This is a genomic window from Corynebacterium sp. CNJ-954 (genome assembly GCF_001942345.1).
Lineage (GTDB): Bacteria > Actinomycetota > Actinomycetes > Mycobacteriales > Mycobacteriaceae > Corynebacterium.
The window spans coordinates 112,980-132,317 of record NZ_MKKI01000011.1; the positions used below are offsets into that span (position 1 = coordinate 112,980).

20 protein-coding genes are annotated in these 19,338 nt (G+C 64.7%); 2 read left to right on the top strand and 18 right to left on the bottom strand.

Annotated elements, in window-relative coordinates; genetic code table 11:
* The first annotated feature begins 456 nt into the window (after nt 1-456).
* Nucleotides 457-975 carry a peptidoglycan DD-metalloendopeptidase family protein gene (locus BJF89_RS05155; RefSeq protein ID WP_075813356.1) on the top strand — a complete coding sequence of 173 codons (519 nt, stop codon included), beginning with the start codon at nt 457-459 and terminating at the stop codon, nt 973-975.
* Nucleotides 976-1,019: 44 nt separating this feature from the next.
* Here BJF89_RS05155 and BJF89_RS05160 read toward each other — a convergent pair whose 3' ends face one another.
* The 10 genes from BJF89_RS05160 to BJF89_RS05200 all read right to left on the bottom strand — a co-directional run bounded on the left by BJF89_RS05160 (nt 1,020) and on the right by BJF89_RS05200 (nt 10,040).
* Nucleotides 1,020-2,000: a tyrosine recombinase XerC gene (locus BJF89_RS05160; protein WP_075813358.1), complete on the bottom strand. Its 981-nt coding sequence runs from the start codon at nt 1,998-2,000 to the stop codon at nt 1,020-1,022.
* A gap of 40 nt (nt 2,001-2,040) precedes the next feature.
* Nucleotides 2,041-2,586 (bottom strand): DNA-processing protein DprA, encoded by a 546-nt coding sequence (locus tag BJF89_RS19340; RefSeq protein ID WP_255372494.1) that lies wholly within the window; start codon nt 2,584-2,586, stop codon nt 2,041-2,043.
* Nucleotides 2,583-3,278, bottom strand: coding sequence for a DNA-processing protein DprA (locus BJF89_RS19345; RefSeq protein WP_255372495.1), 696 nt, complete (start codon nt 3,276-3,278; stop codon nt 2,583-2,585). The genes BJF89_RS19340 and BJF89_RS19345 overlap by 4 nt, the downstream gene beginning before the upstream one ends.
* A 22-nt stretch (nt 3,279-3,300) precedes the next feature.
* Complete coding sequence (locus tag BJF89_RS05170; RefSeq protein ID WP_075812855.1) at nt 3,301-4,887, bottom strand: YifB family Mg chelatase-like AAA ATPase; 1,587 nt, start codon at nt 4,885-4,887, stop codon at nt 3,301-3,303.
* Complete coding sequence (locus tag BJF89_RS05175) at nt 4,884-5,351, bottom strand: YraN family protein (RefSeq protein ID WP_083650504.1); 468 nt, start codon at nt 5,349-5,351, stop codon at nt 4,884-4,886. Before BJF89_RS05175 ends, BJF89_RS05170 begins: the two co-directional genes overlap by 4 nt.
* 131 nt (nt 5,352-5,482) lie before the next feature.
* Nucleotides 5,483-5,788: a DUF2469 domain-containing protein gene (locus BJF89_RS05180; RefSeq protein WP_038548047.1), complete on the bottom strand. Its 306-nt coding sequence runs from the start codon at nt 5,786-5,788 to the stop codon at nt 5,483-5,485.
* Nucleotides 5,785-6,447: a ribonuclease HII gene (locus tag BJF89_RS05185; RefSeq protein WP_075812857.1), complete on the bottom strand. Its 663-nt coding sequence runs from the start codon at nt 6,445-6,447 to the stop codon at nt 5,785-5,787. Before BJF89_RS05185 ends, BJF89_RS05180 begins: the two co-directional genes overlap by 4 nt.
* 20 nt (nt 6,448-6,467) lie before the next feature.
* Nucleotides 6,468-7,226, bottom strand: coding sequence for a signal peptidase I (lepB, locus tag BJF89_RS05190; protein WP_075813362.1), 759 nt, complete (start codon nt 7,224-7,226; stop codon nt 6,468-6,470).
* 234 nt (nt 7,227-7,460) lie between these two features.
* On the bottom strand, nt 7,461-8,417 hold the full coding sequence (locus BJF89_RS05195) for an alpha/beta hydrolase family protein (RefSeq protein WP_083650505.1): 957 nt from the start codon (nt 8,415-8,417) through the stop codon (nt 7,461-7,463).
* An 81-nt stretch (nt 8,418-8,498) separates the two neighbouring features.
* Nucleotides 8,499-10,040 (bottom strand): class I adenylate-forming enzyme family protein, encoded by a 1,542-nt coding sequence (locus tag BJF89_RS05200; protein WP_075812861.1) that lies wholly within the window; start codon nt 10,038-10,040, stop codon nt 8,499-8,501.
* 194 nt (nt 10,041-10,234) lie between these two features.
* Here BJF89_RS05200 and BJF89_RS05205 point away from each other — a divergent pair, with 194 nt between their 5' ends.
* The gene (locus BJF89_RS05205; protein WP_075812863.1) at nt 10,235-11,212 is read left to right on the top strand and encodes a phosphotriesterase; all 978 of its coding nucleotides are present in this window, start codon (nt 10,235-10,237) and stop codon (nt 11,210-11,212) included.
* A 146-nt stretch (nt 11,213-11,358) separates the two neighbouring features.
* Here BJF89_RS05205 and rplS read toward each other — a convergent pair whose 3' ends face one another.
* The 8 genes from rplS to rpsP all read right to left on the bottom strand — a co-directional run bounded on the left by rplS (nt 11,359) and on the right by rpsP (nt 19,219).
* Nucleotides 11,359-11,700, bottom strand: coding sequence for a 50S ribosomal protein L19 (gene rplS / locus BJF89_RS05210; protein WP_075812865.1), 342 nt, complete (start codon nt 11,698-11,700; stop codon nt 11,359-11,361).
* 157 nt (nt 11,701-11,857) lie between these two features.
* A complete protein-coding gene (locus BJF89_RS05215) occupies nt 11,858-14,215 on the bottom strand; it encodes a Tex family protein (protein ID WP_075812867.1) in 2,358 nt (785 codons plus the stop codon).
* Entirely contained in the window at nt 14,212-14,604 is a 393-nt protein-coding gene (locus BJF89_RS05220; protein ID WP_139311888.1) for a hypothetical protein, read from the bottom strand. The genes BJF89_RS05215 and BJF89_RS05220 overlap by 4 nt, the downstream gene beginning before the upstream one ends.
* Before the next feature lie 49 nt (nt 14,605-14,653).
* On the bottom strand, nt 14,654-15,439 hold the full coding sequence (locus tag BJF89_RS05225) for a hypothetical protein (protein ID WP_139311889.1): 786 nt from the start codon (nt 15,437-15,439) through the stop codon (nt 14,654-14,656).
* 103 nt (nt 15,440-15,542) lie between these two features.
* The gene (gene trmD, locus BJF89_RS05230; RefSeq protein WP_075812873.1) at nt 15,543-16,406 is read right to left on the bottom strand and encodes a tRNA (guanosine(37)-N1)-methyltransferase TrmD; all 864 of its coding nucleotides are present in this window, start codon (nt 16,404-16,406) and stop codon (nt 15,543-15,545) included.
* A gap of 11 nt (nt 16,407-16,417) precedes the next feature.
* Nucleotides 16,418-17,011, bottom strand: coding sequence for a ribosome maturation factor RimM (gene rimM / locus BJF89_RS05235; RefSeq protein ID WP_075812875.1), 594 nt, complete (start codon nt 17,009-17,011; stop codon nt 16,418-16,420).
* A gap of 32 nt (nt 17,012-17,043) precedes the next feature.
* Complete coding sequence (gene gdhA / locus BJF89_RS05240) at nt 17,044-18,387, bottom strand: NADP-specific glutamate dehydrogenase (RefSeq protein ID WP_075812877.1); 1,344 nt, start codon at nt 18,385-18,387, stop codon at nt 17,044-17,046.
* Between the two features lie 352 nt (nt 18,388-18,739).
* A complete protein-coding gene (gene rpsP / locus BJF89_RS05245; RefSeq protein WP_075812879.1) occupies nt 18,740-19,219 on the bottom strand; it encodes a 30S ribosomal protein S16 in 480 nt (159 codons plus the stop codon).
* Nucleotides 19,220-19,338: the final 119 nt, after the last annotated feature.

Sequence of the window (19,338 nt, forward strand, 5' to 3'; positions counted from 1 at the left end):
CCCGCTGGTTCAGCGGGGACCGTTGAAGGACGGGCCACAGAGTCGGATCACGCGATACCTACGCGATGTCAGCACACCCGTCGGATGCGACGTTTCGGGCCCTCCCCCGTTCCTGGCACAGATCGCGTGTGACTGTGACGTTCCCGGAGACCGTTCTCGGCAACCGACGGAACCCGCCGGCTGAGTGCCGCGCCGCACTGGCGGACATACTGCGGGTGTTGAATCTACCTGCTGCCAGGGGATCCCACAACTCTTTCACCTGTGGGTGTGTGCAAGTCCCACCGGGGGGACGGCCACGCAGCGACTCCGGCGCCACTGAGGCCCCACCCACCACTCTGGCCCCGCATCGGTGCCACGACTCCAAAGTCGACGGATGAGTTGTCCACAACTCCGGTATCACCCCGACACATGCTCTGCGGCCAGGGGGAGAATGGGGCCATGACGGGGATGACGGGGATGACACAGACACATCGACAGCGACGACCGGCGCTCTTCACCGCATGGCTCAGTGTGGTGCTCGCGGTGTCGTCGCTGACGCCGGCAGGAGCCCAGACCGAACGACACCACGTGCGGCCGGTACCGGGGCAGGTGGTGCGTCCGGCGGACATCCCGACAGAGAACTGGCTGCCGGGACACCGAGGCGTGGACCTCCACGCTCTTCCCGGGGATGCGGTGGCGGCCAGTGCCGGGGGAACCGTACATTTCGCCGGAGTAGTGGCCGGAAACCCCGTGGTCTCGATCAACCACTCCCCGACCCTACGCACCACATACGAGCCGGTCATAGCCAGCGTGTCGGGAGGTGACCACGTTTCTCCGGGCGAGGTCATCGGCGTCCTGGCCGATGCCGGCTCGCTGCCGGAGACGGCACGGCGCGAGGACGGGCTGTCGTGGGGCGCACGCACCGGAGACGGTCATGAACGTTACATCGACCCGATGAGTCTGCTCGCACCCGTCGTTGTGCGCCTGTGGAGCTGACGGTCCCGCTGGTCGCAGAAGAGGAGGCTCCGGCCGTTGTCCCGTCATCGCTGGTATCCGGACCGGGGGTGGGCCTGCCGGTAGACCTGACGGAGTCGTTCCGAACCGACGTGCGTGTATATCTGGGTCGTCTGCATCGACGCGTGTCCGAGAAGTTCCTGGACTACCCGGAGGTCGGCGCCCCCTTCGAGGACTGCAGTAGCGCTGCTGTGTCGGAGCCCGTGTGGGGAGATACCGGGTGTTCCTGCCTCATTTGCTGCAGTATGGACGATCTCACGGACCCGTCGTTGGTCGATTCTTCCTCCCCTGCTTCCGAGGAACAGCGCGGACACCGTGGGTTGGTTACCGGACCGGCGAGCCGACAAGCGAGGGCGGACGGCGATCCAGGCGTCCATCGCCTCACGCGCCCTGGAACCGAACGGGACGACGCGGGTCTTGTTTCCTTTTCCCGTTACCCGGAGGTCGCGGTCCCCGAGGTCCGCCAGGTCGGCGCCGCAGAGTTCAGAGACCCGGATACCGCTGGCGTAGAGCAGTTCCAGGATCGCCCAGTCACGCAGCGCCAGGACACGACGGTGGTCGTCTGTCGGATTGTCCGGGTCAACGGGCGCCGACTCGGCCCGCTCCCGCGCGTGGTCGAGGAGAGTGTCCGCCTGGTCGTTGTCGAGCACCCTCGGCAGATGCCGCTGGGGGCCGGGCGCCTGCAGTGCGGAGACCGGGTTATGCGGGAGTCGTCCGGTGTGGCTGAGCCAGCTGCCGAACCCCCGCATGCTGGAAACGAGTCGCGCCACAGAGGCCCGGGAGGCCCCGGATTCCAGGGCCCAGTCCAGGACATCGCGACCTCGGTCGAGGGTGAACTGGTCGATGTCGTCGAGCCCCTCGCAGGCAGCACGGAGATCACGACCGTAGGCGGTGACGGTGTTGGCTGCACGCCCTTTCACCAGCGACAGATACTCGAGATAGGAGTCGATGGTCTCGTTCACGGGGCCCTCATCACCGGGCTCTTCAGGGACACGGAGACTGCTCATGACCACAGATCCTAGTCCCCCGGGCCCGGTTCCGACCTCCTTATGTTCTGCCGCTGTGCTCCCGGACCTTGATCCATCGGTCACGGGACCGGGTCACCAGATTCAGTGTCTCGAGGTCGGTGATGATCCTCGCCACCGCGTTGATCGGGAGGGAGGTCTCGGCACTGATCTGTTCCAACCCACCGAGGGTGTCGTTGTCCACCCCGCAGGCGTCGTAGACCCGGAGCTGGTCCGTGTTGAGTCGTTGTACGGGCGTGGCACCGAACTCCAGACTGAGCTGACGTTCGGTGTCGACGGTCCCCAGCGGCTCAAGGATTTCACGGATGTCCGCGGCCCGGGTGATCAGTATCCCTGCACCGTCGCGGATCCGTTTGTGGCATCCGATGTAGTCGGCGGAATCGACCGGCCCCGGCAGCACCATGACCGGCCGGTACATCGTATCGGCCCAGTTCGCTGTGTTCACCGCACCCGACCGGTATCCCGCAGCGAGCAGGACGGTGCCCTGTGAGAGCGCCGCGACGAGCCGGTTACGGGTGAGGAAGCGGTGTCGGGCCGCCCGTTGGTGTGGCGGATACTCCGAGATCACCAGCCTCTGCCGGACGCTGCGTGGAACAGACGTTCATTGGACCTGGGGTAGACCTGGCCGGGGCCGGTGGCTGTGACTACGACCGTCCTTCCTCCGGCACTGAGAGCTCCGGAGTGGGCCGCGGTGTCGATGCCCAGAGCACCACCGGACACCACCGTGTACCCGGCGCTGGCGAGTTCACCCGCCATGGCGTGGGTGGTGCGGTTGCCGTACGCCGTCGACGACCGCGTGCCGACCATGGCCACGCTGCGGTCGACAACTTCGTTGAGCTTCGCGGCGCCGGTGGCCCAGAGTGCGAAAGGCTGTGTGGCCTGCCCCCGGATTCCGTCGACCATGGTGTCCGGCCCGATATTCATGAACGAGGCGGCGAGCAACTCCGTGGGCCACTCATCAGAGTCTGGTGTGAGCAGTCTCCACCCGCTTTCCCGGGCGAACGTGAGGTCGCTTTCAGCGTCGACGTCGGCTCGGCGGCGGGTACTTTCCAGAAGAGCATCCGGCAGAGCGGGATCACGCCGACGGATCATGCCCGCCGCTCGTTCAACATCAGCTGGTGCGGTGGTGTCCACGCTGGCGGGTGCCCCGTCTTCCACACCGTCAGGCCACAGCAGGTCCAGCAGTTCCGTCTGCGATGCCTCCACCACCCGGCGCAGGTACATCCAGGCCTTCTGTCGCGCCACGTCATCGTCCCCCATCTCTGTCTCCCTCATAATCCCCTCACGCTCCGGCCCGGTCGACCGGACTGGTGTACAGCTCAAGTGCATCCAGGACCTGGGATGTCCCGGGCCTGGCGCCGCCGCTGAGGTCGGCCATCGTCCATGCAACGCGGAGAGTACGGTCGACCCCACGGTGCGATACCACCCCCACCCGCAGTTTCTCCTGCAGAAGTGCCATGCCGGCATCGTCGGCGGGATGCTCCCGGCGCAGGATCGGGCCTGGGACCGCAGCATTGGAGGCCCAGCGTTTCCACCGGTGCACTGAACGGTCCCTCGCCTCGATAACCCGGTCCCGGACCCTGGCGCTGGACTCTCCGGCCACAGATGCCACATCATCCACCGGGATGAGGCCACTGGTGGGGTCGGTCCAGGTGCGCACCGACAGGTCCACCCGGTCCAGCAACGGCCCCGACAGCCTGTGAAGGTAACGGTCCCGGACACCTCCCCGACACCGGCAGTCCACCGGCTCCGCCGCCCCACAGGGACACGGGTTCGAGGCAAGTACCAGCTGGAACCGTGCGGGGAAGCGCACTGTGCCGTGATGGCGTGCCACGTCGATACGACCGGTCTCCATCGGGGTGCGTAGCAGTTCCAGTGTCCCGGTGGCGACCTCGGGGGCCTCGTCAATGAAGAGCACACCGTTGTGGGCGATGCTCACGGCACCGGGCCGGATCCTGCCACTTCCGCCACCGGTCAGCGCTGCTCTCGTGACCGAGTGGTGTGGAGCGACGAACGGCCGATCACCGCGCCAGACCTGCTCCAACCTGTCCCGGGCGCCGGCAACCGAGAGCACCGCCGCCGTTTCGAGCTGTTCGTCCTCCCGGAGAGGAGGGAGAATACCCGGCAGTCGTTCCGCCAGCATCGATTTTCCGGATCCCGGCGGTCCCGACAACCACAGGTGATGTCCTCCTGCAGCCGCTATCTCAAGGCCGCGACGGGCCTCCTGCTGACCGCACACCTCCGAAAGGTCCGGTCCGGGGGCAGACGTCGGCAGGACATCCCGCTGCTGCAGTTCACACGTCCCGATTCCCTCCACCAGCTCGCCGCGGATCCACGGAGCCAGGTCTCGCAGGTGGGCAAGACCGACGACCTCCAGACCAGTCACCCGCGCAGCCCGGGAGGCCTCGACCCCGTTCCCCCGCGGCACCGCCGCACGGCAGAAGCCGGCGCGGTCCGCCGCCAGGAGCATCGGCAACACGCCGTCCACGGGCCGCACCGTGCCGTCGAGGCCGAGCTCCCCGAGCACGATCGTCGACCGGGATTCCTCTGCCGGGACCACTCCCTGAGCCACGAGGATCGCCAGGACCATCGGAAGATCGAACCCCGACCCTCTCTTGGGGACAGAAGCCGGCGACAGGCTCATGACCACCCTGCTCTTCGGCCATTCCAGGCCGCTGTTGATCATCGCCGAACGTACACGGTCACGCGCCTGGACCACCGCCGTGTCACCCAGCCCCACAATGCTCATTCCGGGCAGTCCCCGACTGATGTCGCACTCCACCATCACCGGTGTGCCGCTGACTCCGCTCAGGGCCATGCCGCGTGCCTGTCCCACCCGTACCGGAGAACGTTCACTGAACGTGGTCACCAGCCCACCCCCTCATAGTGGGTGATCTCACCTGCGGTGATATCCAGGACGTCGAAGCGCACCACCGGCGCCCTGTGGTCCGGATTGCGGCGGAGCCACTCTGCGCCGGCATGCCGCATCGCGGCGAGCTTGGCCGGGGTCACCGCCTCCGCACCGGTGCCGTAGCGCCCGTCAAGACGCCACTTGACCTCGACGAAAACGATGGTGTCGTCGCTGCCCGTCTCTCCACCGGCGAGAACGATGTCCACCTCTCCACGCGCGGTGAAGAAGTTGCGGTCGAGCAACCGGTACCCGCGGTCAACGAAATAGGCGGCTGCCTCGTCCTCACCGGCTTGGCCGACCTGCCGGAGATTCCTGCGCGGACGTATCCCGCGGGGTGAGGGTCCTCCAGACGGGTCCTGGGGCCCACGGTGGCTGTGGTTGCTGTGGTTGCTGTGGTTGGGAGCGTTCGTGGCTGGCGACATAGCTCAGCACTCTGGCACACCACCGGGACTACCCCGTGCCGGTTCACCGTCATCTCTGCATGATGCTGTGGAGAACCGGATACCTGTGGACAAACGGACCGCCTGACCCGAAACACCACCCCGCTCAGGGGTCAGTCAGGCATACGCAGATCAGGCTTGTCGAGTTCCTCGATATTGACGTCCTTGTAGGTGATCACCCGGACGTAGCGGACGAACCGGGCCGGGCGGTACATGTCCCACACCCAGGCATCCGACATCCGCACCTCGTAGTAGACCTCTCCGTTTGCGTTACGGGGCAACAGCTCCACGGCATTGGCGAGATAGAACCGACGCTCGGTCTCCACAACGTAACTGAACTGGCTGACCACGTCCCGGTACTCACGGTACATGGACAGCTCCACGTTGGCCTCGTAGTCCTCAAGCTCCTCGGCGCTCACGGTTGCTGGTCATCTCCCTCTTCGATCGGCGGTCCGGCCTGCCACCGTCGGTGGGCGGCGGCCACATTGGAGTAAGTGTAACGGTGCTCGGGGGTCCCACCGAGCAGACTCACCGAGACCATGTGCGACGCAGTACCGTAACCCTTGTGTCCGGCCAGTCCGTAACCGGGATATTCGCTGTCCATCCGGGCCATCACCCGGTCGCGGGAGACCTTCGCCAACACACTCGCCGCAGAAATACAGCGGGCGATCAGATCCCCCTTGACCACGGGAAGGTGCGGCCGCGGAAAACCGTTGACCTTCATCGCGTCAGTGAGGATATAGCCGGGGCGTACCTCGAGACGCGCCACGGCGCGTCGCATCCCGCCCAGGTTCGCGTGCTGGATGCCCCAGGTGTCCACGTAGGACGCCGGGACATGCACCACCGCCCAGTCATCGGCGACCTCCCTGACGACGTCGAAGAAGTGGTCTCGCTTCTTCGGTGTCAGCTTCTTGGAGTCGGTCAGCCCGCAGAGCTCAGGAATCGGGCCGGGCGGAAGGACGCAGGCCGCCACGGTCACGGGACCGCAGCACGCACCGCGTCCAGCCTCGTCGACTCCTGCGACCGGCCCCAGACCAGCCTTGTGCACAGCCCACTCCAGCGTCCTGCCGTCCGGCATGCTCCGCACCGGTGCCACCTCTACTGCTGGATATCCGGCGAAGCGACACCGCCGATACGGTCCAACGGCCAGATCCTGGCGGTGACCTTGCCGACGACATCGTCAACCGGCACCGTTCCCTGGCGTTCATCGCCGATGTGGAACCGCGAATCGCCGGAGTTCGTCCGGTTGTCACCCATCACCCACAGGTTTCCCTCCGGGACGGTCACCGGGCCGAAGTAGGCGCCCTGACAGGCGTCCGATCCGGTCATCGGATCGACCTGGTACGTCAGGGGTGAACGCGTGTACGAGTCGTCGACCTTCTTGCCGTCGACCATAACCCCGGGGTCACCCGCCTGACACTGCACGGTCTGTCCTCCGGTAGCAATAACTCGCTTGACCAGAGCATTCTCGTCGGGGGCGAGTATGCCGATGTAAGACAACGCGGTCTGGAGACCGCTGACGACACTGTTGTCGGACCGCTGTGAGACATACTGGTCGTTCCAGGACTCAGGGCCGTTGAAGACGACGACATCGCCCGGCGACGGCTCGCCACCGAAACTGTAGGACAGCTTGTTGACGAAGATCCTGTCACCGACGCAGTCCTCACACCCGTGCAACGTGGGCTCCATCGACTCCGAGGGAATCAGATAGGGGCGCCCGACAAACGAGTTGAACAGCGCCAGCAGCACCAGGGCGATCACCAGGATGATGGGGAACTCGACCCACCACGGGTACGTCCGCTTCTTCTTCCGTGCGGCCTCCTCCCGTCGTGCGGCCACCTTCTGCCGTTCCGTCATCGGGGCCTGCTCGACGGTGCTCGGCGTACTCTGACGGGACCCCCACGTGTCGTCCACGTCTGTCGTGTCCGGCACATCAGTGCGGCCTGCACTTCCTGCAGCAGCGCCGTCGGTCGTGGTGCCCGTGTCGTCGGGGTCGTTCGGATCAGTCACGGCAACAGACGTTACCAGTCAATGGTTCCAGGTCCGCTTCCCAACGAGGCCTGTCTCCCCTTTTACGGCCCGGATGCCGACTCAGAACTCCGCGAAGCGCCAGTACAGCTTCTGTTCCTTGAAGGCCGCGTTGATCCAGGTGTCGTAGGCATGGATGCCGACCGGGGTGTAGGTGATGGTCACGTTGTCCTTTCCGTGCAACCTGGTCCACAGGTCCCATGCCGCTGTGGCCCCGAGGCTGCCGACCTCAATCCCTGCTCCGGCCACTGTGGTTCCGAGATCGTAATCGCTGCGCGCGTCCGGGATACCCGTGGCGACCGCCATATGTACCGGCATGGTGAGGTTCCCGACGTTGATCCACGGGTTGTCCTGCATCCGGGAGCGTTCAGAGTCCCATGGAACACCCGCATTGTCCTCACCGTGGGTGATCGCCGTACCGTCCACCGCCAGTCGCCCAGCCAACATCTGGTTGTTGTAGAAACCGCTCAGCGCCAGAACAGACCGGTACATCCCCGGGTGTTTCGAGGCGAGGTTCACCGCCGAATACGCTCCCATACTCAAACCCACAACTCCCGTCCGTTCGCGTCCCCCGTCCGGCACATCGAATTCCCTCTCAAGATAGGCGGGCAGCTCCCGTGTGAGAAAAGTCTCGTACTTGAGTTCCTTGCCGTTCGGTGCGGTGGAGTCCCAGTCGACCCAGAACGATCGTGAATCCGCCGAGGGAAAGACGATCGTCGCATCATCGTCGGCGACGTAATCCATCGCCCTGCCGCTCCACCCGTCTCCCCCGTCAACCCCGTCGAGGAATTGGATGACCTTGTCATTGCCCGGCGTGACGGCAGGCTTCACCACCACCGGGACGGCCCGCTGCATCGACTCGGACCAGACGTTGCACGTCACAGACGCGGCAGTGTGGTGTCGACACGTGTCCGGCGTGTCGGCGGCAGCACCCGGCACGCCGGAGATCAGCGAAACTCCGGTGGCCGCCACCAGAGTGGCCAGGACTTTACGGGCGATACCCCCACATGAAATCGTCATGCTGGACAAGGTACAGCGGTGCCCCTCCCCGTATGCGGCTTCCGCCGCAATAGCCCCGGTCACCACACCCGTCCGTGTCGGTTACCGCAACGGCGGGCCCCACCGCGCCTCGTCCCGGAGCTTGCCTTTGAGAAGTTTCCCGCCGGGGTTGCGTGGCAGCGGTTCATCAACGACGATCAAGTACTGCGGGACCTTGAAATCAGACAGTGACCGGGAGACCCTGTCAATCACGGAAGCCTGGTCGATGTCGACACCATCGGTGTACAGGATCGCGCCAACTTTCTCCCCCATCACGTCATCGGGCACCGCGATCACCGCAGCGTCAACGACCTCCTGCAGAGCCGTCAGTGCGGACTCCACCTCAATACTGGAGATGTTCTCACCACCTCGGTTGATGATGTCCTTCGCCCGATCGATGATGTACACCCGACCGGCTTCGTCGACGCGGACGATATCACCGGTGTGCAGCCATCCGTCGATGACCGTCTCCACAGTTTCCTCGGGACGCCGCCAGTACCAGGTGGCCACATTCGCACCGCGGGCAACGAGTTCTCCGACCAGAGGATCATCAGGGTCTATGGGGTCAACCCCCAACTCCACGGACGGGGCAGCATAACCTACCGAGTCAGCGTGCTCGACACCGTCAGCGTGCGGCAGCATCGTCAACACCGAGCTTGTCTCGGTCATGCCGTAGCCGTTACCCACCTCGGCCTGGGGAAAAGCTTCGTGCAGCGTCTTGACCAGCGACGGCGCAATGGGCGCGCCCCCGTACGTGACCCACCTCAACGTTGCGGTGTCCACCTCAGCGAATCTGTCGTGCCGCACCAGCAACGCGTAGATGGCCGGCACCGTCACAATGAAGTTGATGTGATCGTCCCGTAACGAATCGATGAAGACGTCCTGGTCGAACGCCGGCATGATCCGCGCGGTTCCACCCATCCAGAGTGCCGTGAGCAACTGGGTGTTGCATCCGGTGACGTGGAACAGCGGAACGCTGATCAAGGTACGTAGTTCACCGGGTGCCATCAGACCGAAGTCGAGGTTGCGCAGGCAGTTGGCCACGTTGGAGAGGAAAGCCTCATGGCTCGTCGGTACACCTTTCGGGTCCCCGGTGGTCCCGGAGGTGTAGAAGAGTGCAGCAATATCGTCGAGGCCCAGCCCCTCCTCCAGATAAGGGTCGCCGACCGGCAACGGCATACCGTCAACGAGGTCGACGGTGGTACCGGAATCCTCGAGGACAAATGCGGTTTCAGCCGGTGTTGAGCGGGTGTTCACCGCGACAACGACACCACCCGCCATGATCACACCCCAGAAAGCTGTCACCCAGTTCACTCCCGCGTGGTACCTGACAGCCACACGGTCGCCACGTTGAAGACCGCCCTCCTTCAGTCCTCCCGCGACCCGCTGTGCGGTCTCCCAGAGTTCACGGTACGTCGCACTGTCTCCGCCGACCTCACTGACCGCCTCTTCGTCGGGTCCCCGTTGGACCGACGCCCCCAGCATGGCAACCAGTGACTCCGGCAGTTCCGCCCACCGGCGCACTCCGGCGTCGTCACAAACGATGCCGTGGTCAGCGTACGGATTGTGCCTGCGACCCACGACCGTGATCCGATCTGAAACCATCGAAGAACTCCTGTGCGATCCGGACGACGAAACGGCCGGACGCAGTGCCGGTCGCCCACAATATAGTTGTGATGCAGAACACACTAGGGCATACTTGCTGAAAATGAAACCGGATTCAAGAAGTACCGGGGCGGTATCAGTCCTCTTCTTCATCGAGGTCCACCTGCATCCGTCACGCCAGTAAAGGAGAAGACATGAGCACCGTGGAAACCGTCAAAGGCCCCATTGACATCGATGACATGGGCATCACCCTGATGCACGAGCACATCTTCACGATCGGCACGGAAATGCGCCAGAACTTCCCGGACTATCCGGACCCCTGGGATGAGGAGCAGCGTGTCGCCGACGCTGTCGCCAAGGTGAATGCCGTCTACGAGAAGGGTGTGCGGACTCTCGTCGACCCGACGGTGATCGGCCTCGGCAGGTACATACCGCGGATTCAGCGGATCAACGAGCAGGTCGAGATGAACATCATCGCGGCGACCGGCATCTACACCTACCACGAGGCACCGGTGCAGTTTCACTTCACCGGGCCGGGCCGGGTCTTCCCGAAGGAGGTTGACCCGATGACCGAACTGTTCATCGGCGACATCCGCAACGGAATCGCCGATACCGGGGTGAAGGCCGGCCTGCTCAAGTGCGCCATCGACGAATACCATCTGACCACCGATGTGGAACGGGTGATGAGAGCCGTCGGACAGGCTCATGTCGAAACCGGCACGCCGATCACCGTGCACACCCACGCCGCCGACAGGACCGGTCTTATTGCTCTACGCGTCCTCGGCGAGGAGGGCGTGGACCTGACCAAGGTCGTGGTCGGGCACAGTGGAGACACGACGGACACCGACTACCTCAGGGAACTCGCCGACAGCGGCGCCGTTCTGGGAATGGACCGCTTCGGAATCGACACCTTCTCCCCGTTCGAAGACCGGGTCAATACGGTGGTGGCGATGGTGGACCTGGGGTACACCGACTCCATGGTGTTGTCGCACGACGCCTCCTGCTACTCGGACTTCTACAGCATCGAGGACGTCACCACGGCCCTACCCAACTGGCACTTCACGCATATCCACGATGACGTGCTCCCGGCGCTGCGGGAGCGCGGGGTCACCGACGACCAGATCGAGACCATGATGGTGCACAACCCACGGAAGTACTTCACCAAGCCCTGACCTCTCCACGCGACGCGCCCCTGATGAGGCGAAGGCCAGGAGACACGCAGAACGCCCCGGAGCTGAGATGCTCCGGGGCGTTCTGCCGGTTCGGCGTAAGTCCTGCACCCTCCACCGTCACTCGTACGGTGGAGTCACAGTGATACTTAGCGCTTCTCCTTGATCTTGGCTGCCTTACCACGCAGGTCGCGGAGGTAGTACAGCTTCGCACGACGGACCTTACCGCGGGTCAGGACGTCGATGTGATCGATGTTCGGGGAGTGGACCGGGAAGGTACGCTCCACGCCGACGCCGAAGGAAACCTTGCGGACCGTGAAGGTCTCGCGGATACCGGAGTTCTGACGGCGGATGACGACGCCGCGGAACACCTGGACACGGCTCTTGGTGCCCTCGATGACCTTGACGTGGACGTCGAGGGTGTCGCCGGGACGGAAGTCGGGGATGTCGCTACGCAGCTGTGCGGCGTCGACCTTGTCGAGATAGTGCATGTTAGTTTCCTTGCTGTGTCTTCGATCGGACAGAGGACCCACGACCTGCTCAGACGAGCGGTACGCGTTCATGCCCACACCATTGAATTTTGGCACGTCCCCGCCCCGGTGAGGAGGCGGAGTTCACGCAACCCAGCCATTATGCCAGCGTCAGACCCTACCGGCCAAACCCGGCCCGCTTGAGTGCGTCAGCCATCGACCCCGCGGCCCCGCCCTGTTTCTGTCCTCCGCCTTTCTTCGTCCGGTGGTCACGCCCACCGGTCGGCGCTTTCTTCGTCTGACGACGATTCCCACCGCCGGAGTTCCTGCGGGTGGGCTCCCCCGGTTCGTCCTGAAGTCGGAGGCTCAAGCCGATACGTTGACGGTCGACGTCAACCTCCATGACCTTGACCTTCACGACCTGGCCAGAGCTGACGACATCATGCGGATCCGAGACGAACTTATCGGACATTGCCGAGACATGGACCAGGCCGTCCTGGTGCACGCCCACGTCGACGAAAGCTCCGAAAGCCGCGACATTCGTCACCGTCCCCTCCAGCACCATGCCCGGGCTAAGATCCGAGATCTTCTCGATCCCGTCGGCCAGCGACGCCGTGCGGAATTCAGGACGCGGATCGCGCCCCGGCTTGTCGAGCTCGGCGAGGACGTCGGTCACGGTCGGTACACCGAATGTGTCGTCGGCGAAGTCACGCGGGTTGAGCCTGGTGAGCACCGCGGTATTTCCGACGAGTTCCGGCACCGGCACCCCGGTGGCCTCGGTGATTCGACGCACCAGGGGGTACGCCTCCGGGTGTACAGCGGACGCGTCCAGGGGATCCGCGGCACCGTGGATGCGCAGGAAGCCGGCACACTGTTCAAATGCTTTCGGTCCGAGTCTGGCCACATCCTTGAGCTGCCGCCGGGTGGAGAAGGCACCGTTGTTCTCACGGTGGCTGACGATGTTGTCGGCCAGGGTGGCGTTCACCCCGGCCACCCGGCGCAGCAACGGGACGGACGCGGTGTTGACGTCCACCCCGACGGAGTTCACCGCATCCTCCACCACGGAATCCAACCCGGAGGCAAGCAGTGCCTGGTTCACGTCGTGCTGGTACTGGCCCACGCCGATGGATTTCGGGTCGATCTTCACGAGCTCCGCCAACGGGTCCTGCAGTCGACGGGCGATCGACACCGCGCCGCGCAGGGCCACGTCCATGTCCGGAAACTCCTCGGCGGCCAGCTCCGAGGCGGAGTACACCGATGCCCCGGATTCGCTGACCATCACCGGGGTCGGGCGGTCACCCGTCGCGGCGGAGACGGTCTCGGCGATCTCCCGGGCCAACTTCTCGGTCTCCCGGGACGCCGTGCCGTTGCCCACAGCGAGAAGCTCGACATTGTGTCGGGCACACAGCGTGGCCAGGGTGGACGCCGATGCGTCCCAACGGCTCTGGGGCTTGTGGGGGTAAACCACTGCGGTGTCGAGCACCTTGCCGGTCTGGTCGATCACCGCGCACTTCACACCGTGGGCGTACCCGGGGTCAAGCCCGAGGGTGGCCCGCTGCCCCGCCGGCGCTGCCAGCAGAAGGTCGCGCAGGTTACGTGAGAACACCTCCACCGCTGCCTCGTCCGCCCGCTCCTTGAGCCGCATCCGCACGTCCACGCCCGAGGAGACCTGCAGCTTCGTACGCCACCCGAACCTCGTACATTCCGCACGGAACCCGTCTGCCGCGTCTCCCCGTGCTTCCAGTCCACGGGCCAAAGCGATCATGCCCTGGTAGATCTCATCGTCGCCGGCGTCGAGAGTCAGTTGCAGCACGCCCTCTGACTCACCCCGGAGCAGCGCGAGAATGCGGTGGCTCGGCAGTGTCGTGAACGGCTCGGAGAACTCGAAGTAGTCACGGTACTTCTGCGCCTCAGCTGACTTCTCCTTCCCTGCGACGGCACCAGCTGTCATCGCGCCCGTGGTGAAGAACTTCTCGCGGACCTCCCCGACCAGGTCCGCGTCCGTGGAGATCTCCTCGAGCACGATTGCCCTGGCTCCCGCCAGCACGGCTTTGGCGTCGGCGAACCCGTCCGTGGTGAAGCCGGCCGCCAGTTCGGCGGGGTCGGTGGCGCAGTCTCCGAGCAACTGCTCCACCAACGGTTCCAGGCCTGCCTCCCTGGCGATGGTGGCCTTCGTGCGACGTGTGGACTTGAAGGGCAGGTATAGATCCTCGAGGCGGGCCTTGGTGTCGCACCCGAGAATCAGGTCGCGGAGTTCATCTGTGAGCTTGCCTTGGTCGTCGATGGCCGCGAGTATCGTCTGCTTCCGCTCCGCGAGTTCACGCAGATAGCGCAACCTGGTTTCCAAGGTCCGCAGCTGCGAATCATCCATACCCCCCGTGACTTCCTTGCGGTAGCGGGCGATGAACGGGACGGTGTTTCCCTCGTCCAGGAGACCGACGGTGGCCTGCACCTGGGCTTCGCTGACGTCGAGTTCCTTCGCAAGAGCCGTGGTGATCGTTGAATCGCTGTTTTCTGCGGTGTGTCGGACGTTCATTCGGATGATCGTAGCGTGGAGGTCTGTCCGAACCAGAGCCCGGGCGACCCGTCGGGAACACCCGGCAGACACGCTGCGATGACGCGGGTGACATCGGCGGTGTTCAGCGCCTTGTCCTGCCCGTGCGAATCCTGCCAGCAGGCGGTTACCGTCAGCCGGTGCACCTGTTCGCCGATCGGCGGCGTGTCGAATCGTTGCTGGTATTCGGCCACGAGCATGTTGTCCGGTTCACAGGCTGACTCGATACCGGTCAACCTCACCTCGACACCAGTGGCACCGTGGTCGCCGAGCGCATGTTTGATCGCGTCAGCCAGCGCCGCGACATGATCCGGGCGGACCAGGACATTCATGTCCGTTGCAGTGGTGACGTTTCGCCCGGGTGTTGTCATGGCCACCACGCTAGTCGCGTTCACAGCCCCGCGCCGCCGGGTGTCCGTTCTAGAACGGATGCGTGGAGGCGTCCGGATGCGCCGGACTGCCCTGCTGTTCATAGGCCTCGCGGTTGGCGAGGTCGTCGTCCACGGCCGCATCGACGACTTCACGGAGCCGGTGGATCGTCACGGTGGACCTGGGTATCAGTGAGCCGGCACCAGAGGAGGTGATCAACCGGTGTGGACATGCCAGCAGCCAGTCGGTGACCGCCTGTTCCACGGACCGGTCCGCCGAGGGGCAGTACGGGCTTTCGACGTCCGGGAAGCGACGTCGCCACGGAGCATCGTTGACCTCCCACGGCACGGGCTCCCCGTAGAAATCCTCCTCCCCGGAGCCACCGGTACCGCAGCTCGTCCCGTCCTCCCCGTCGTTCTCCCGGCCCGCCAGGTCCCGTTGCCGTTGCAGTTCAGCCTCCTGATTCTCGATCCTCGCCCGCAGCCCCGCATGGCGGTCGATCCGGCGCCAGACCGCGTCCATATGTTCCAGCGTCATCCGGCCGTCCTCGACAGCCGACCAGTACATCTCCGGCATCCTCCACGACAGTTCCGCGGCGTGACGGAACCGCGCAGCGTACGCTGCCCCACGCGTGCGCACCATCTCTGAGATGGCGGCGCGCTCGGCTGCGGAGCGACCCCGCAGGCCACTCTGTGCCATCCTGAGTTCCATCCTGTTGAACGGATAAACGGTGAGTTCCTCCACCGACGGACTGTTCACCGGTTCGGTGACTGGCATGATCTCCCCCTTCTCCCGTGGCCGGAAACATATCCGGCCGTCCAGGAGAACAGTAGCCACGGTGGGCCCCTCACCACCCTCCGCTCCCGGAGAATCGCCAGGACGTTGTGGACAGAACCACTCCTGGGGACAACCCGCCCGCGACACAGGGCCGTCTATGGTGCTACTCCCCCGTCGAGTCCACCGTCGAGTCCACCGTCGAGTCCAGGACGCTGCGGTCCCTGGCGTCCAGCGCACCCTCTTGCCGCAGAGCCTCGATCAGCTCAGGTCGGGTTGTCGCGGTGCGCAACAGTGCCTGGTCCCTGCGCCACCGGTCCACCTTCGCGTGATCTCCTGAGAGCAGCACCTCAGGGACCTCCCGTTCCCGCCAGATCCTCGGTTTCGTGTAGCTGGGGCCTTCGAGGAGGCCGTCCTGGAAAGAATCCTCCTCATGACTCCGGCGGTTGCCCAGAACACCAGGAATCAGCCGTACCACCGCCTCTGCCATCACCAGCACCGCGACCTCCCCGCCGATCAACACGTAGTCGCCGAGGGACACCTCCTCCACCCGGTACCGCGCCGCTGCGTCGTCGAAGACCCGCTGGTCAATCCCCTCGTAGCGACCACAGGCGAAGACAAGCCGATCCTCCGCCGCCCATCGTTCAGCCGTGTCCTGGGTGAAGGGTGCCCCGGCGGGGGTCGGGACGACCAGTACGGGTCGGTCATCGTGATCGGCGTGAGCCTGCCCGGTATCCAACGCGTCGGCCGGTACATGTGGTTGGGCGCTCTCCAGCCGTCTCACAGTGGCTGCCGGGCCGGAAAGGGCCTCGACGTCGTCGAGCGCGGGGCCCCACACCGTCGGTTTCATGACCATTCCGGGTCCACCACCATAAGGGGTGTCATCCACCGCCTTATGCACGTCATGTGTCCAGGACCGCAGGTCGTGGACGGCGACGTCGAGGATTCCGCGCTCGATGGCCCTCCCCAGCAGAGCGTGCCGTAACGGGTCCAGGTACTCGGGAAAGATCGTGATGACGTCCAGACGCATGGGGGTTGATCTTACCCCAGGTCGAGCAGCCCCTCCGGCGGGGTCAGCACCAGCGCACCGTTGTCCAGATCGACGATCGGGACGATGGCGTGGCGGAACGGGACCAGAATCGTCCCGCCGGCCGTAGACAACGGGGCATCCGTGTCCACCGACACCTCGAGCAACGTGCCGGCGGGACCGTGAGTGACCCCACTGACCACACCGATATCAACCGGTTCCGGACTGGCGCCGTCGTAGGCCCTGGCGTTGGCGGTCTCTTCGTCGACCTGGCCGCAGTCGAGCACACGCAGGCCCTCGAGCTGATGGTCGTAGAACCCGTCCTCCCCCGGTTCTGTCACGGGATCACCGAAGAAACGCAGACCCCGCAACGTTTCTGCCTCGGTACGGTCCGTGACCTCCTCGACCGTGACCAGCAACCGGCCTTGGTGGGGCCGCGTCGCCGCCACGGTGAGGGACCGCTCGGTCCCCCGGTGCCGCCCGGTCAGCACGGTACCTACGGCGAACCGTCCCGCCGGGTCATCGGTGGTCGCATCGACCACCAGCTCCCCCCGCACACCGTGCGGCTTGATCACCCGGCCGATCTGGAGTTGTTCAGTACCTGACATGGAGGTCAGCGTACCGCACAGAACCCCGTACCCTAGATGACACCCTGTGCTGCCATGGCGTCGGCGACCTTGCGGAAGCCGGCGATGTTGGCGCCGACCACGTAGTCGCCCTCCATGCCGTACTCCGCCGCAGTCTTCGCCGTCGTCCGGAAGATATTTCCCATGATGTCCCGCAGCCGCTTGTCGGTGTACTCGAAGGTCCAGGAGTCGCGGGACGCGTTCTGCTGCATCTCCAGTGCCGACGTCGCCACACCACCGGCATTGGCTGCCTTGCCTGGTGCGAAGTCGATCTTGCGCTTGCCGAACACGCGGATCGCGTCGTGTGTGCACGGCATGTTCGCACCCTCTGCCACGTACTTCACACCGTTGTCGGCGAGCAGTTCGGCAGATTCGCCGTCCAACTCGTTCTGGGTGGCACACGGCAGAGCGACGTCGGCCTCGACCTCCCAGACGTTGCCGCCCTTGTGGAAGGTTGCACCCTTGGCTTCCTTGGCGTAATCGGCGACCCGGAGGCGCCGGACCTCCTTGATGTCCTTGAGCAGTTCCACGTCGACACCGTCCGGGGTGGTGACGTAGCCGGAGGAGTCGGAGAACGCCACAACAGTTGCGCCGAGTTCCTGTGCCTTCTCGATGGCGTAGATCGCCACATTGCCGGAACCGGAGACGATGACCTTGGCATTGTGCAGCCGCTCGCGGCGGGCCGACATCATCTCCTGGGTGAAGTACACCGCACCGTAGCCCGTCGCCTCGGTACGCACGAGCGAACCGCCCCACTGCAGGCCCTTACCGGTCAGGGTGCCGGACTCGTGACGACCGGCCATGCGCCGGTACTGGCCGAAGAGGTAGCCGATCTCACGGCCGCCCACACCGATGTCTCCGGCGGGGACATCGATCTTGTCGCCGATGTGACGGCCGAGCTCTGTCATGAATGACTGACAGAACCGCATGATCTCGAGATCGCTACGGCCCTTGGGATCGAAGTCGGAACCGCCCTTGCCGCCGCCGATCGGCAGGCCGGTCAGCGAGTTCTTGAAGATCTGTTCGAAACCGAGGAACTTGATGATGCCGAGGTTCACGGACGGGTGGAAACGCAGTCCACCCTTGTACGGACCGAGCACGGAGTTGAACTGAACTCGGAAGCCACGGTTGACGTGGACGTTGCCCTGGTCATCGACCCACGGAACCCGGAAGATGATCTGGCGCTCAGGCTCGGTGAGCCGCTGGATCAGCCCCATGTCCGCGTAATGGGGGTCCTTGCGCAGCACGTGTGTGAGGCTGTCGAGGACCTCGGAGACCGCCTGGTGGAACTCGGGCTCACCTGCGTTCCGCTGGAGGATCTGCTCGTAGTAGGTCTTGACTGTGGCATCGACGTCCATCGTGCTCCCTTCGGTGAAAACTTCTGTACCGTCGGTATTTTACCTGCCTGACACAGTCGACTTAACAGGTTCGCCACATCAGTGACCCAGGACACACCATCTGACCTGCTTTGTTTCAAGGTCGGCCTGCGCAGGAAATAATGTCGAAACACCTGCGAAATCTATGTCAGCCGACCAGGGGTCACTGACCTCACCCCCGTGGGCCACCCCCAACGGCGCATATAGCTATCACCATTACCGCCCGGTCCTGACAGACGGAAGCGCCGTCTCCACCGCGTGTGCGGTGGAGACGGCGCCCCGGAAGTTACGCTCGGAGTCTCACGGGACTCCGACAAGCGACGAAGAAGACAGACTACTCGGCCTCAGCAGCCTCGTCTGCTTCCTTCTCAGCAGCCTTGTCGGCCGCCTCAGCCTCAGCGGCAGCCTTGGCTTCCGCCTCTTCCTTGGCCTTCCGCTTCTTCTCGGTGATGGCCTCGGCGGTCGGTGCATCGGCAGCTTCTGCCAGTGCGGCATTGAAGAGATCCAGCTTGGATGCCTTCTCCGGCTGTGCCTTCAGGGTTCCCTCGGAGCCCGGGAGACCCTTGTGGGCCTGCCAGTCGCCGGTGACCTTCAGCAGGGCGAGGACCGGCTCGGTCGGCTGTGCGCCGACGCTCAGCCAGTGGCGTGCGCGCTCGGAGTCGATCTTGATGACGGACGGCTCGGCCTTGGGCTCGTAGATGCCGATGTTCTCGATCACCTTGCCGGAACGACGGGTACGGGCGTCAGCGATGACCACGCGGTAGTGCGGGGTGCGGATCTTGCCGAGACGCTGGAGCTTGATCTTGACGGACATGAAAGGTCCTCTTTCCTGTTGACGGTCACCGGGCAGTACGGACACCCGCATCCGACGGCCCCACGTAGGGGCGCATGGCTGCGGGCCGGTTCAACCCTTGGATTTATCCTGCGCGTGAC